The 14,562-nt window shown below is 56.2% G+C and carries 12 protein-coding genes; 6 read left to right on the forward strand and 6 right to left on the reverse strand.

Annotated elements, in window-relative coordinates:
• Nucleotides 1-3: 3 nt before the first annotated feature.
• From H5P30_RS09150 to H5P30_RS09160, 3 genes are read right to left on the reverse strand one after another with little or no spacing between them, the layout of a single operon-like run.
• Nucleotides 4-1,020, reverse strand: coding sequence for a lipoate--protein ligase family protein (locus H5P30_RS09150; protein WP_185692645.1), 1,017 nt, complete (start codon nucleotides 1,018-1,020; stop codon nucleotides 4-6).
• Nucleotides 995-1,405, reverse strand: a complete 411-nt coding sequence (locus H5P30_RS09155) for a tetratricopeptide repeat protein (RefSeq protein WP_185692646.1) — start codon at nucleotides 1,403-1,405, stop codon at nucleotides 995-997. Before H5P30_RS09155 ends, H5P30_RS09150 begins: the two co-directional genes overlap by 26 nt.
• A 9-nt stretch (nucleotides 1,406-1,414) precedes the next feature.
• Nucleotides 1,415-1,933, reverse strand: a complete 519-nt coding sequence (locus H5P30_RS09160) for a Fur family transcriptional regulator (RefSeq protein ID WP_185692647.1) — start codon at nucleotides 1,931-1,933, stop codon at nucleotides 1,415-1,417.
• Nucleotides 1,934-2,156: 223 nt separating this feature from the next.
• Between H5P30_RS09160 and priA the strand changes: the two genes are divergently transcribed.
• Nucleotides 2,157-4,382 carry a replication restart helicase PriA gene (gene priA / locus H5P30_RS09165; RefSeq protein WP_185692648.1) on the forward strand — a complete coding sequence of 742 codons (2,226 nt, stop codon included), beginning with the start codon at nucleotides 2,157-2,159 and terminating at the stop codon, nucleotides 4,380-4,382.
• Between the two features lie 397 nt (nucleotides 4,383-4,779).
• Here the strand turns inward: priA and ubiE are convergent, their stop codons facing one another.
• The 3 genes from ubiE to H5P30_RS09180 form a co-directional block, all read right to left on the reverse strand.
• Nucleotides 4,780-5,499 (reverse strand): bifunctional demethylmenaquinone methyltransferase/2-methoxy-6-polyprenyl-1,4-benzoquinol methylase UbiE, encoded by a 720-nt coding sequence (gene ubiE / locus H5P30_RS09170; protein ID WP_185692649.1) that lies wholly within the window; start codon nucleotides 5,497-5,499, stop codon nucleotides 4,780-4,782.
• A gap of 12 nt (nucleotides 5,500-5,511) precedes the next feature.
• Nucleotides 5,512-7,125, reverse strand: a complete 1,614-nt coding sequence (gene clpX / locus H5P30_RS09175) for an ATP-dependent Clp protease ATP-binding subunit ClpX (RefSeq protein WP_185692650.1) — start codon at nucleotides 7,123-7,125, stop codon at nucleotides 5,512-5,514.
• Between the two features lie 229 nt (nucleotides 7,126-7,354).
• Nucleotides 7,355-8,944: an APC family permease gene (locus tag H5P30_RS09180; protein ID WP_221774332.1), complete on the reverse strand. Its 1,590-nt coding sequence runs from the start codon at nucleotides 8,942-8,944 to the stop codon at nucleotides 7,355-7,357.
• Between the two features lie 242 nt (nucleotides 8,945-9,186).
• Between H5P30_RS09180 and H5P30_RS09185 the strand changes: the two genes are divergently transcribed.
• From H5P30_RS09185 to H5P30_RS09205, 5 genes are all read left to right on the forward strand, one after another.
• Nucleotides 9,187-9,516 carry an HU family DNA-binding protein gene (locus H5P30_RS09185; protein ID WP_185692651.1) on the forward strand — a complete coding sequence of 110 codons (330 nt, stop codon included), beginning with the start codon at nucleotides 9,187-9,189 and terminating at the stop codon, nucleotides 9,514-9,516.
• Entirely contained in the window at nucleotides 9,516-10,844 is a 1,329-nt protein-coding gene (gene hisS / locus H5P30_RS09190) for a histidine--tRNA ligase (RefSeq protein ID WP_185692652.1), read from the forward strand. The genes H5P30_RS09185 and hisS overlap by 1 nt, the downstream gene beginning before the upstream one ends.
• A 157-nt stretch (nucleotides 10,845-11,001) precedes the next feature.
• Nucleotides 11,002-13,323: a carboxy terminal-processing peptidase gene (locus tag H5P30_RS09195; RefSeq protein ID WP_185692653.1), complete on the forward strand. Its 2,322-nt coding sequence runs from the start codon at nucleotides 11,002-11,004 to the stop codon at nucleotides 13,321-13,323.
• Nucleotides 13,324-13,398: 75 nt separating this feature from the next.
• Entirely contained in the window at nucleotides 13,399-13,941 is a 543-nt protein-coding gene (locus tag H5P30_RS09200; protein ID WP_185692654.1) for a DUF5069 domain-containing protein, read from the forward strand.
• Nucleotides 13,942-14,001: 60 nt separating this feature from the next.
• The gene (locus H5P30_RS09205) at nucleotides 14,002-14,454 is read left to right on the forward strand and encodes a flavodoxin domain-containing protein (RefSeq protein WP_185692655.1); all 453 of its coding nucleotides are present in this window, start codon (nucleotides 14,002-14,004) and stop codon (nucleotides 14,452-14,454) included.
• The last annotated feature ends 108 nt before the right edge of the window (nucleotides 14,455-14,562 follow it).

Raw genomic sequence — 14,562 nt, forward strand, 5'->3', positions numbered from 1 at the left:
GTATCAGAAAAAAAGTTCGAGCCAAACTTTGGAAAGGAATGCGCCTGAAGGGAAATCTTTCCAGCGACTATTTTGGATTCTGCTTTGGATCGCTTCGGGGGAGTGAAGACAATCGCGGAACGAGTCCGCTATGGTTTGGAGCTCTTCAGGGGATTCGTTTGCGCGGGATTCCAAATGGATTTCCTGAATCTGGCCGTCTTGGACTGAGATGCGGCTACTCATCGATTCCGAGTCACGGGATACGGTGCGCTCGAGCTCGTATCGCGGGGATCGGCCAAAAATCCAGGCGGGATCGCGAAAGTGGGGGAGGTAGTCTTCGGCTTTCCGGAGGATTGTGGATGGCATCTCTTCAATGCGACGCAGATTGGAGTGGTGGCCGAGGAGCACGTTGAGGAGGTCTTCGGCGAAGGTGCGGGTGTTGGGAATGTCGGGGAGGAGCGAGCAGAGGTTCACCGTTAGGCTTCGGTTTGAATCGACGGCTCGGTCAGTATAAGCGTTGGAGTCAGGTGTGAGGAATCGTGCCAACTGCGGGAGATCGGTATTGAAGAGGAGCGTGCCGTGATGGAGGACTCGGCCCCCGGTGAAATATTCGGCGTTGCCGGAAAACTTACGTCCGTCGTGGAACAGATCGCTTCGGTTGCGAATCTCAACCGCAATCCCCCGGGCCTCGAAATAGGGGAAGAGAAGGCTCAGGTGTTCTTGAAAGGCGATCTTGGGTTCGCCGGGGGAGACCATCGTGAAATTCAGATTCCCGGGATCGTGGTAAACCGTTCCGCCGCCAGAGAGTCTACGGTTGAGGGAAATCCCGGTGTGGAATGCTTCGGCGGCTGAGACTTCGGCCCAGAGATTTTGGTTTTTCCCGACGAAGAGCGCGGGTCGGTTGATCCAGAGGATGAGAAAACTCTCTTGGCTATCGCGGAGGCAGGCCTCCTCGATGGCTGAGTATCGGGCCGGGTCGTCATCGCATGAGATCCACGCGAGGCGTTCTGTCGGTTCAGGCGGCGCTGTCGGGGAAGTCATTCGCCACTTCTCTGATCAGTTCCTGAAAGGGGATGAATTCACGGAGGCTCTCCAGATCATCATCATGCATCAACCAAGCCACATCGTTGTAACCGCGGGCGATGGCATCCCGGAGAGACTCGACGGCCTCTGTTTTCCGGTTTTTCAGGGCCAAGCTGCAGGCTAAATTGTAATGAGCGACCGGGTTTTCAGGATCGTGGCGAACGATACGACGATCGACGCGGAGACCATCGGCTATTTTGCCACTCTTCGTGTAATAGTGAGCAAGGACCTCAAGGACGCGGACGTCTTTCGGGTTACGACGAGAGAGATTCTCGAAGAACTCGATTTCAAAAGTAAGGTCTTCTTTTTTGGAGCTTTTCGCTGAGTGCGCCGGCTGAGTCATTGCGTCCAACTACGCCTTGTTTGCCCCGCTGGTCAGGGCGTTCTTTCGGGCGTCTTCGACAGCTTGGCTCAAGGCACTGTCTTTGCGATGCTTTGCTTGAACTTGGAGCCGCTGGGAAACGACCTCGAGGCCCAGCTTGGCGGCAACGGCTTTGCCATACCATTCCATAAACGGGGCATCGATCTCATAGATGCGATCGTCGTCCATGCAGATGACCTGAGCCTTGAAGTTGTCGGCCGAGTGATGGGCCATGTAGTATTTGTAATCCTTCCCGATATCGACCTCGCGGATGAGGCCGCTCTCGACGAGAATGGGAAGTGTGCGGTAGATCGTCGCCCGGGATACGGTGCTGTCGATCTCCCTAGCGCGATCCAGAAGTTCTTCAGCAGTAAAGTGTTGCTGATACTCGTAGGCAGCCTCAAAGATAGCGTGCCGTTGATTCGTGATCCGAAGTCCACGGCTGGAGAGGAAGTCTCGGAAAGTTGTCCAAGGGTCCTCTTTATCGGTCTGTGCTGTAGGGGTGGTCATATCTTATTGAGACTAAATTGACACTGATTGAACCTTGTGTAAAGAGGATAGAGCGAAAATTGAACTCTGTATAAGGTCAACTTCTGCTTGTTATCGGGATTTTACCCGAGCTTTCAGTGGGGTGGTGGAATTGATTTGAATCGGGCTGAGCTCTGGGGGACAAGGAGAGGCGATGCAGAGTGAGTTGGGAGTAGAGAAAACGGCCGGGCTGGGAACCAAGCCTATGGCTGAAGTGGTTCCGTTGAGCCGGGGCGACCTACGGCTGACCTACCGGATCCCCTCGGCGCTGCAGCCTCTGTTGCCGGGTACTTTGGTTATCGTGCCTTTGCAGCGGCGTCGGGAGAAAGCGGTGGTGGTCAAGCTCACGGACGTCTGCGATTTCCCTCAGAACAAATTGCTCAACATCTCAGGCCTCCTATCGGAAGGGTCGGTTCTGCCCCCGGACCTGCTCAAGTTGGCGACGTGGATGGCCGGGTATTACATGGCCCCATTTCGGACGGTTGTCGAAGCCATGGTCCCGGCTCCGGTGCGCGAGGGGAAGGGGCAGATGCGGGAGACGATGATCGAGGCGATACGCCCGGTGGAGAAAGAGACCTTGGAGGCTCTGAACAAAGCGGCCCGCCGCCAAGGGGAGTTGCTTCAATTTCTGCTCCAACAGACCAAAGCCCAACCGCGATCCCTGGTTCTGAAGCGCATGAACATGTCGGCGAGTGTGGCCGAGGGATTGGTCGAGAAAGGTTTGGCAAAGTGTCACAGCGAGAGCCGGGTGCGAGAGTCTTATCAGGATGGGCTCGATGCCGAGGCGGTGACCGCTTCTGGGCCTCCGGCATTGACCGAAGAGCAGGAGGCGGCCTTTACCCGGTTGGAAGAAGTGCGTAAAGAGGGCGGCTTTGCCTGTTGGTTGCTACACGGGGTGACGGGATCCGGGAAGACGGAGGTGTATCTACGCCTCATGGAGAAAACTTTGGAAGAAGGCGGGCAGGTTCTCTTTCTGGTTCCGGAGATCGCTCTGGCTCCCCAGACGGTGGCCCGGGTGCGTTCGCGCCTTGTGTCGACGGGGGCCAACGTCGTCGTCTGGCACAGCAATCTCTCGGCGGGTCAGCGGGCCGATGCCTTCCGGGAAGTTGCAGAAGGTCGGGCAAACGTGGTTGTCGGGGCTCGGTCGGCAGTGTTTGCCCCGTTCCCGGATTTGCGCTTGGTCCTGGTGGACGAAGAGCATGAGCCCGCCTACAAGCAGGAGGAGACTCCTCGCTATCACGGGAGGGACGTCGCCATCATGCGCGCTTTCGATCGCAAGGTGATGTGTCTGCTGGGGTCGGCGACTCCCGCTTTGGAAACTCTCTACAATGTCCGCGCCGAAAAGTTCGGTGTGGTCAAGTTGACCAAACGCGTCGACGACCGGCAAATGCCCTTGCTTCACGTGGTGGACCTGCGCCGGGCCCGGGCAGCCGGTAAGGGCGGAGGATTGTTTTCGCCTCTCTTGCGGGACAAGATGATCGACCGCCTGGAAAAGGGAGAGCAGACGATTCTCTTTTTGAATCGTCGTGGGTATTCGACTACGGCCCTCTGCCCCTCCTGTGGGCATGTCGTGGAATGTCCGCATTGTAGTGTCGGCCTGACCCTCCACCGCACCGACAATCGAATGCGGTGTCACCTCTGTGGCTACGAGAAGGAAGCGCCCACCTACTGCCCGTCCTGTCGATCTCCGGATTTCAAATGGAAAGGCTCGGGGACGCAGAAAGTCGAGGCCGCGGTGCAGGCTCTGTTGCCCAAGGCGCGGGTGGTTCGACTCGACGCCGATTCCGCCCGCAAGCGGAACCATTTCCGCTCGGTTCTGCAGAACTTTCGTAAGGGAAAAATCGACGTTCTCGTCGGGACGCAGATGATTGCCAAGGGACTCGACTTTCCAAACGTGACTCTTGTCGGCCTGATTGACGCGGACCTCTCCCTGCACCAGGAAGATTTTCGAGCGGCTGAGCGAACGTTTCAGCTCATCGTTCAGGTCTCCGGTCGTTCCGGTCGGGGAGATCGCGCCGGAGAAGTTGTCGTCCAGACCCTGACCCCGCATGCGCCTCCGATCCAATTTGCGCGTCGGCAGGATTTCGACGGATTCCTCGACGAAGAATTGAGCCTGCGCGAGGAGTTTCGCTATCCTCCTTATCGCCATTTGATTCGTCAGGTCTTGCAGGGGCGGAACGAGGAGAAAATTTGGTTTGTGGCCGAAAAGTGGGCCGAGGAAGCCGAGAAAACGCTGGGCGCCGATGTGGAGATTCGCGGCCCCGCCCCCACGCCGATTGAGAAAGTCGCCGACGAGTATCGTGTGCAGCTTTGGTATTTTACCTCCGCAGTGAGCTCAACTGGACAACGCTTGGCGCGTATGGCTCAGAAGTTCGAACTGCCGGACGGGGTTAAGATGATGTTCGACGTCGATGCCGTCGGGCTGCGGTAGTTTCGGTGGTCGGTGGTCGGTGGTCGGTGGTCGGTGGTCGGTGATCTGTGGTCTGTGGTCGGTGATCTGTGGTCGGTGATCTGTGGTCGGTGGCCGGTCGTCGGTGATGGGTTGTCGGTTTTCTGGTTTTTAGTTGGTGGGGATTGTGGGGCATGGCTTCAGCCTTGCCCGCGAATGAGCGGTGCGGTGTAGTTCGTTTTTAAAGGAGGGTGTTGGCGACCTGCTTAGCTTTCCCGAAGTATCGGGTGGAGCCTAGCAAGGGAAGCTGCTCATCCATGGTCGGAGAGGCAGTGGTGGGCGCTGAAGCAACCCACCCACTATATCGGGCATGGCTTCAGCCTTGCCCAGTTGGGGCGGTATGAGGTAGCCGCCTATTCTCCTTTTTACTTCCCTCGACCTACTCCGCCTTCCAAGCTTGGTGCAGGGCCACGATACCTCCGGTTAGTGGGGTGGAGTTGACTTTGGCGTAGCCTGCGTCGCGGATTTGCTGCGACAGTTCGTCCCTGCTGGGGAAGGCTCCGATGGTTCCGCCGAGGTAGCGATAGGCATCGACATCGCCGGTGATTTTCGCGGCAAGGGTGGGGAGGATCTTGTTTAAGTAGAAGTAGTAGAACGGGCGCAGGATGGCGTAGGGCTGCGAGAACTCAAGGACGAGAAGACTGCCGCCTGGGCGGAGAACCCGAAGCATTTCCCGGAGGCCGGCGTCTCGGTCTTCAAAGTTGCGGAGCCCAAAGCCGATGGTGCAAATGTCGGTGAAGTTGTCCTCAAGCGGGAGGTTGAGGCAGTCTCCGGTTTGGAAGGTGACTCCCTCGATTCCCTTGGCCTTTTTGCGGGCCTCGTCGAGCATCTCCTCGCAGAAATCCATCCCGATGACTTCGGTGGACGCGGGGAGCTTTTTGCGCAGAGCTAAGGCGATATCCCCGGAGCCCGTGGCAAGATCGATGACTCGCTGGGGGGCGGCCTTTCGCACACGGCGGACCGTCCGCGACCTCCAGTAGACATCGATCCCCAAGCTCAGGCATCGGTTGGCGCGATCGTAGCGGTCCGCGATGCCAGCGAACATGCGGTTTACTCCCTCCGATTCAATCTTTGGGGGCGTAGAGGCCGTTTTATCCATGATGCCGTTCAATTAGGCGTCCTTCTCGGACTTCTTGTCGTCCTGAAAGCTCTGGATGACCCAGTTGGAGATTTCCCGATCGGGATTCTCGGCGCAGGCGCGGTCGATCTGGAAAGTCTTCTCTCCTGTATTGCGAGAAACGATTTTCAAGCCGTAGGGCAGGTCCTGGAAATGAGTTTCGCAGAACTCGGGCAGTTCCTTTTCTTCGGCGGCTGTTCGCTCGGCCAGATAGGAGAGGGCGTCGTCGGAGAAGTGGATGCGGAGTCCGTGGTCCTGTTCGAACTGTTCACAGAATCCAGCGATGGCCTTTCTCTCTTCCGAGGCGTCAAATCCATATTCTTCCAAGAGTTGTTCAAGGACGGCGTCCGGGTTCTTGACGAACTCCTGGTCGACCTTGAGCTCGGTGACTCTGGTTGAGGGCAGTTCGAATTTGGAACTGCGGAAAAGTCGTTCGAGAACGGACATGACCCCGCGGGCTCCCGTCTGTTCGTTGTGGGCCTTCTCGGCGATGGCCTGAATGGCTTCTTCGTCGATTTCTAGACGGATTCCGTGGTTCTCAAAGTCACGAATATATTGGCGCAGGACACTGCCCTCAGAGGTCGTAAGAATCTTGGCGAGATCCTGCGAGGAGAGAGACTCGAAGGCGACGCGGACGGGAATACGGCCGACGAATTCCGGCTCAAACCCGTAACCGATAAAATCGTTGGTTTCGGCATGGGCGAGGTAGCGATGAAGCTCCTGGTCGTCTTCAGGGACGTCACTGGCGAAGCCCATTCCACTTTTGCCAATGCGCTTTTGAATGCTCTTGGCGAGTTGGTCGAAAGCTCCACTGACGATGAAGAGAATGTTACGAGTGTTGATCCGGCGCTGGGATTTGCCGCGGCCTCCGCCCCCCATCATTGCCTGCATCTGGCCCATCATGTCCGTCTGGCTAAAGGGGTTGACCTCGGTCTCTTCCATGAGCTTGAGAAGATTGATCTGTACGCCTCGCCCGGATACGTCTTTGGCCCCCGATGTCGATTCGCTGGCGATTTTATCGATCTCGTCGATGTAGATGATTCCTTTTTCGGCAAGGTCAACATCGCCATCGGCTGCTTTGACCAAGTCGCGGACGAGGTCTTCGACGTCGGAGCCCACGTAACCGGTTTCGGAGAACTTGGTGGCATCGGCTTTGACGAAAGGTACGCCGATCAGCTTGGCGAGATTCTTCATCAAATAGGTTTTCCCGACTCCTGTCGGCCCGAGTAGGAGAATGTTCTGCTTCTGGTACTCGAAGGATTTGGCTTCGTCGGGATTCTCGAACTGGTGCCGAATGTGGTTGTAGTGATCGCAGACCGCAACCGAGAGAACCTTTTTGGCATCTTTTTGGCCGATGACGTACCGATCGAGTTGGTTGAACACCTCGCGGGGCTTCAACTTGAAATGGCGGATGCGTTTCAGACGTTCTTTGGCAGTCTTCTCTTCGTCATCTTCACCCCCATCGCCGCCGTCGCCGGATCCTTGGGCAGGCTGGGCAGGTTTGGCGTGGACGCCTTGCATTCTCACCCGTGGATCGCCCATGATGGACTGGATGTGCTTTTGCAGCTCTTCGAAGGGGTTGTCGGAATCTTTGTCTTTATCACTCATAAGAAAATTATTCGGTCAACGTTAGACGGGGTCGGAGGGGATTGCAATGAGGACTCGCGGAATCGATTGCGGGTCCGATCGCTCTGTAGGCAACGCACGACGGGGTGGTCGGGAGGTGGGCGCTGAAGCAATCCAACTACATTTTTCGGGGCGCTAGGGTATGGCTTGAGCCTTCCCCGCGGGTTTGCCATTGGGGTGGAGCACCGGAACGGCGCACCTCCCGAGACACCTAAATATCCTCTTCGGCGAGGTAGGTTTCGTATTCCTTTGTGCTGAGGCAGCCTTTCACGGCAATGATATAGATTGCTGTGCTGAAAATGGCGATGACGACGATGTCCCAGCCAAAGGGGAGTTTCCCAGAGCCTCCTCCAAAGCTGCCAAGCCATGAAATCAGGGCCATCCCACCGAGGTAGGGGATCATCCACAGGGCTGGTTTGATGTCCATTTCGGAGAGACCGGCTTTGCTCATGCGGGCGATGAAGAGGATACTTCCGACGAGGAGACATCCGGCGAGGATGATGTAGGTGTTCCAGCCGCTCCAGTAGATGATCAGAGTGGCAATGACGAAGGCTGAGGGGCCTGTCAGGAAAATCACCGGCAGCTTGAAAGAGCGCTCGCGGTCGGGATCCAGTTTGCGGAGGGCGGCCACGGCGATGGGTCCGGCGACAAAGGAGAGGATGATGGCCGCTCCGTTGAGGCTGACCACCTCGTCAAAGGGAAGGAGGACGAAGACGGAGGTAGAAACCGCAAAGTTGATGAGCAGGGCGCGGGCGGGAACGGCGAACCGGTTCAGCTTTTCCAGATAACTGGGGAAGAAACCATTCCGGGCCAGGGCGTGAGCCAAGCGGCCCATGGAGCCGACGGCCACCAGGCCTCCGCCGAGGGGAGAGAGGACCGCGCCCACATTGATGACGCTGACGAGCCAGAGAAGGCCGACGGCTGTGGCGAGGCCGGAGACGGGGCCGAAGTCTCCCGTGAAATTGATTTGGGCCCACCCGTTCGTCAGGGCGGATTCCGGGAGAGCTCCGATGAATGCGAGCTGCAAGGTCCCGTAGATGAGGAAGCAAATGACCAAAGAAAGAACGATGGAGAGGGGCACCGTGATCTTCGGATTTTTGGCTTCGCCGGCCATATCAATCGTATGGCGGAAGCCGATGTAGGCGAAGATAATGCCGCCGCTGGCGATGGATCCGAGGATCCCTTTCATGCCCATAGGGCTGAATCCTCCAGAGGCGGTAAAATTACCGATCTCGAAGTTGTCGATGAGGAGCACCGCCGAGACGACGAGGGGGATGGCTACTTTGAACCAGGTGATGGAGGCGTTGAAGCGGGTGAAGAGGCGGACGCCGAAAAGGTTGAGAACCGTGAAGACGAGGAGGGTGAGGGTGGCGACAATCACCCCTTCGGTTGTCAGGTCGCCGAAAGTGGATCCCGCAGGCCCGTCACGCGTGTAGAGGCTGGGAAAGTGCGGGGCGAGATAGCGCAGCATCGCCTCGACCTCAATAGGCGCGGTGGTGTTGTAGCCGATCCAGGCGCTCCAGCCCATGGCGGTGCTGACGACGTTGCCATGGCTGAAGTGGGGGACCCGGGCGATCCCGCCGGAGACGGGCAGCATTGCTGAGATCTCGGCAAAGGAGAGAGCTAGGAGCATGATGGCGATGCCGCCGATTCCCCAAGCGATTAGGGAAGCGGGTCCTGCGGTCTGGGCCGCGAGCATCGGGGCAAACAACCAACCGGAACCAATGACTCCGCTGACGCCGACAAATGTGAGTGAAATCAATCCGACGTCCCGCTTCATTTCGCGGTTAGAAGTTCCCATAGGTCTCGGAGTATTTTCTTGGCTTCCGCTATAGCAAGCTTCGAACCGCAGGAGGAGCGAATTTGATCGGGAAAAGGTGCCGCGAATGGGGGAATTCGCGAATTATGCTTGCCTGAAAGGCGGCTTGGACGAAAACAGAATGCATCGTGGTGAAAACGGATGCTCTCTAAAACGTTGACAGCTAGTTGGGTATCTTAGATTTTCACTCCCCACATCGCAGTTTACTTTCCGCAATCGGCTTCATGTCCAATAATCTGACAAAACGAGACATCGTCCTCAAAATTTATGAGGATTCTCGCAACAATTTCCCACAGAAAGACGTCAAAGAAATCGTCCAGCAGACTCTGGATGTAATCGGCGAAGCGATTTGTGAGGGACGGAACGTCGAGCTCCGGAATTTTGGAGTCTTCCAGATTCAGGTGCGGAAAGCCCGTGTCGGGCGGAATCCAAATCGCCCCGAGAAGGACGTGATGATTCCTACGCGCGCTGTGATCAAGTTCAAGGCGGGTAAGGAGATGAAGGAGAAGCTCAAGGAGCTGGATCTGGATTCGCTTGAGGAGTCCTCGGACTAATGTACCAGACTCTTCCCGGTTTTCGGGAGTTTCCGCCGGAGCGTTTCCGTGAACGGAATCGTGTCTTTCGGATTCTCCGTTCCACGGCGGATCTGTTTGGATTTGAGGAATTCGATGGCCCCATCCTCGAGCCGCTCGATCTTTATGTAGACAAATCGGGTGCCGAAGTGGTCGATCAGCTGTTCTGGTTTGAGGACCGGGGCGGCCGGAAAGTGGCGCTGCGGCCCGAGATGACGCCGACTTTGGCGCGGATGGTGGGTGCCGCGGGTAACTCAATTCGCAAGCCGGTTCGCTGGTTCACGCTCAATGAGCAGTATCGGTTTGAGCGGCCGCAGAAGGGGAGGCAACGTGCTTTTACCCAGTTTAATTTGGATATTCTCGGCGAGCCCTCTCTGGGCGCGGATGCGGAAGTGATTGCCTGTTTTGTCGCCGCCTTGGAGCGTTGCGGCCTCACGCAGGACGACTTTCGGGTGCGGATGAGCGATCGCCGGATCTGGACGCGTTTCCTCGAGTTGATGGGAATTGGCGAAGACAAGCATCCCGACTGCCTTTCGGCGATCGATAAGATGGAGCGGACGTCTGCGGAGAAATTGACGGAGCGGCTGGAGCCGGTCCTCGGCGAATCGACCAGTGATTTCCTCGGGCGAGTGGATGAGCTGCGCTCGATCCGCGATGAAGACGAGCTCCTGCCGTTTTTCCAAAGCCTGTCTTCTCGGCAGGAAGAGAATGAGAAGTCGGTCGAGTTGATCGAGTCTTGGAAAAACTTCCGCTCTGCGGTCGATGCGCTCGGGCTCGGTGCCTGCACAGTCCTCGATTTGGGCATTGTCCGGGGGTTGGCCTATTATACAGGTCCGGTTTTTGAGATTTTTGAAGCGAGTGGAAAGGGCCGCGCCTTGGCCGGAGGAGGTCGCTATGACCATCTCGTGGAAAAAGTAGCCGGGGTCTCGATGGAAGCGACGGGAGGAGCACTCGGGGATGTGACTTTGCTCGATCTGCTCGATTCCCGCGGTTTGCTGACGAACACGATTGCCGGGACGGACTGTTTTCTGGCCATCGGCGGGGAAGAGTCTCGTCCAAGAGCACTGCAGCTGACTCAGATGCTCCGTCAGTATGGCATCTCCACCTCTTACCTTTTCAAGTCTGCTGGCTTTGGAAAACAATTCAAAGAGGCGAACCGATCGGGGGCCAAAGTAGTGGTTTCGGTCGGAGAGCGCGAAATTGAGACGGATGAATATACCGTCAAAGACCTCGGATCTGGAGAACAGGTTTCCGTGCCTCTGGCGGAGCTGGGCGATCATGTCCGCTCTTTGATCTACGGCGAGTCGTAGGATTTGTCGGGGCGAGGCCGAAAATCGGTCAGTTCCCGGTGATTCGGAGGCCTCTGACGACATTTCGGGTTATTCGCGGCCGGAGGTGCGATCGCAGACAGAGGATTGGCCTTAGGGAGGAGATGGGGGATTCCTCCAAAAAATCGTCTGAGAAGAATTGGCTTCCGGTTTTGACGTCGGTCGCATTATTGGTTTTCCTTGGAGCGTGCGTTTTCTCCCACTCTTTGCTCTCTCTCTCGGTCTGACTTCCGTTTTATCTTCCTCTGCCGCGGCTGAGGAGGAGGTATTTGAGGCCACTGGCCTCATGCGGGCCGAGACTCGTTGGTTGGTCAATTCACTGGAGCGGCTCCACTTTTCGGAGATGGCTCTCGAGGATATCGACATGTCGGATGTCATCGATTCCTACATGGAGGATCTCGATTACAACCACCTCTATTTCACGGCAGCGGACGAGAAAGCTTTCCGCTCCCGGTTTGCTCCGCCGATGGCCCGCTACCTTCGGAGCGGAAATTTGCATCCGGCTTTCCAGATTTTCTCTGTCTTCCAAGAGAACGCTCTGGAGCGGGTCGCTTGGGTGCGCGAATACTTGGAGAATGATTTTAAGTTCGACGAAGAGCTGGAATATCAGGCCGACCGCCAGGAGGTCACGTGGGCAGAGAATGAAGCTGAATTGGATGAGCTCTGGAAGCGGAGGATCCAGTTTGAACTGCTGAATGAGGTCATCGCCAAGATGTCACCTCCGGATCCAGAACAAGATTTGGAAATCGGCTTGGAGGGAATGACCGAACCCGACGGGGAGATTGCCGCGATCGAAGAGGAGATTGAGCCGGAGGAGCCGTTGAGCTTTGACGACGCTCTCGTTGAGGCGAAGGAAGTCGTCTCCAAGCGCTACGACCGCTTGGAAACCGAAATGGAGCGGTTCGAATCTGCCGAGGTTCAGGAGATTTTTCTTACGACGCTCGCCAATTCCTATGACCCGCACTCGATTTTCCTTTCTTCAGACTCGCTCGAAGATTTGTCCATCGCGATCGAGAACTCTTTGGTCGGGATTGGAGCTGTGCTCGCCGATGAGGATGGGTATTGCACCGTCCGCGAGCTGATTCCGGGAGGCCCTGCTCGTTTGAGTGAGCAGATCGACGTGAATGACCAGATTCTCGCGGTGGCTCAGGGAAAGAAGGGCGAATATGTGGACGTCGTGGACATGAAGCTCCGGAAGATCGTTAAAATGATTCGGGGCGAGAAGGAAAGCATCGTTCGTCTGAAGATCCGCCCCGCCGAAGCGGCTGATCCGTCGGCTCGAAAGGAAGTGGTTCTCGTCCGCGATGAGGTGCAACTGACCGCCAATCTCGCTCGGGCTCGACTCTATCAGATTCCCATGGATGACCGCACGGTTTCGATCGGAGTCATTGATTTGCCCTCTTTCTACGGATCGGATCTGCCGGATCACCCGAATTCCAGTGACGACGTGGCCGAGCTGATCTCCAAGATGAAAACGCATGGAGTCGAGGGCATGATCCTGGATCTGCGCAACAACGGAGGCGGATTGCTTTCGGAGGCGGTAGAGCTCGCAGGCCTTTTCATTCCGACCGGTCCGGTGGTGCAGGTGAAGACCGTTCAAGGAGATCTGCTTCATCACGATGATCGTGACCCGAGCGTGGCTTGGAACGGTCCGTTGATGGTTCTTGTTTCCAAATTTACCGCTTCGGCCTCAGAGATTGTCGCCGGAGCCCTTCAGAATTACGGGCGGGCCATCGTGGTCGGTGACGAGTCGACGCACGGGAAGGGCACGGTCCAAGGGATCTTTCGCATGACCCCGCCGTTGTTTTACTCCCTTTCCGCCTCCCGAAGTGATGTCGGGGCGACCAAAGTCACGGTTCAGAAGTATTATTTGCCCAATGGAGAATCAACTCAGCTTGAGGGTGTGAAATCGGATGTGGTCATTCCTTCCATGAATTCACTGATCTCGATTGGAGAAGCGGATCTGGATCATTCGATGGAGTGGGACACGATTACGCCGGTCTCTTTCGGGATCGAGAAGGATGACGCCATGGATCTCGTTTTGGTGGACGATTCTTTGATCGAATCCCTGCGCGAGCAGAGCCAGTCCCGGATGGATAGTCTTGAGGAATTCTCCTACCTCGATGAGACGATTGAGTTCTTTAAGAAGCGGAAGGACGAAAAGTTAATCTCGCTCAACTTGGTCGAGCGCCAGAAACAGCAGGATAGTGATCGGACCGTCCGCACCGCCTTCCGAGAACGTCGGGATGAGCTGAGTGCATCCAAATATAGCTATGAGCCGATCCTTCTCGATACCGAGGAGATCGCCGAAGAAGGGGTTGATGAGGATGAAAATGATTCTGACTCTTCGTTCGACATCGTTCTACGGGAGGGGATTCGCATCATGGCTGACTGGCTTTCGGAAATCCCAGAGCCCCAGTCGTCTCAGGCGAAGAACGATCTGGCGAAAGTCGACGCCTAATCGGCGGCTTCTCTTGAGGCCAAACTGGGGCGCGTATTTGCCCTGAGGGGAATTCCTCCCAATCTACTTTCCCTTATGGAAAGCACATCATCGCACACGGATCTTTATGGACTGACGGGAAAGCTTCTCCGCCTTTGGACGAAAGCGGAAGCTCTCTACCGCAAAGGAAATCGGAATCCTGATGAGTATTTCGATGAGGAGGAAATGCGGGAGCTGACTTCTCTCGGCCTCAATGTCATGGATGTCTATGACTATGTAGAAGATTTTGTCACCTCGGGTGAGCCGGACTATGCCTCCTTCGTAATGGTTTCTGCTGAAAAGATCTTTTATTTCTTCGAAGAGCTGGGCGGCAAGCTTTCCAGTCATCGGATTAGTGAGGAAGACCTCCCGCCGAAGAAGGAGGAAGTGGACGGAATCGTCTGGCTCCCAAGGATTTTGGTGAAGGCGAAAGGGAAGCTCCGGGGAGAATTGCCTCCTGAAATCATGTACGGATGCGGAGGGGACCGAAACTTCGCTCGCACTCACGGCATTCATCTCGCAGAGTTTTTGCGCAAAGTGCGGTGCAGCTCGGACGATCGTGAAGTGATTGATTGGGTCGCAGCCCGCAGTAAATCTTAATCCCCTAGGTGTAAAGGGGTTGCACTTTTAATCGTTCAATGCAAAACAGACGTTTGCATCATGAGTGACGACCAACCAATCAAGATCATCTTTGGAACAATGACTGGCAATGCCGAAGAGCTGGCGAACGACCTGGCGGACAAGCTAGGCGAAGCTGGCCTCAGCGCCGAAGTGGCAGATGCCGCGGAGTACGACGTGACGAATCTCAAAAATGAGAGAAAAGTTGCGATCGTCATCTCAACCTGGGGCGAGGGAGATCCTCCCGATGATGCCGAAGACTTTTGCTTCGATCTCTATGATGGCAAAGCAGGCGAACTTCCGGAAATGGAATTTTCCGTATGCTCGTTGGGAGATTCCTCCTACGACGATTTCTGCGGTTGCGGCCGTAAGGTCGAAGAATCGCTCACGAAAGCGGGAGCGAAGAAGATTCTCGACCGCGTCGACCTCGACGTAGACTTCGAAGAGGGCTACGAAGAGTGGGCGGTTAAATTCGTCAACGTCCTGAAGGGATAAGCTTCCCTACGAAATTTTTTTCACGATCGCGCCTCCCGAGACTCCATGTCCGGGAGGCGCTTTTTTTGTGTCGGGGAGATTTATTCGAGTGAGGAACAGATCTTGCGT

The organism is Puniceicoccus vermicola, from assembly GCF_014230055.1.
Taxonomy (GTDB): Bacteria; Verrucomicrobiota; Verrucomicrobiia; order Opitutales; family Puniceicoccaceae; genus Puniceicoccus; species Puniceicoccus vermicola.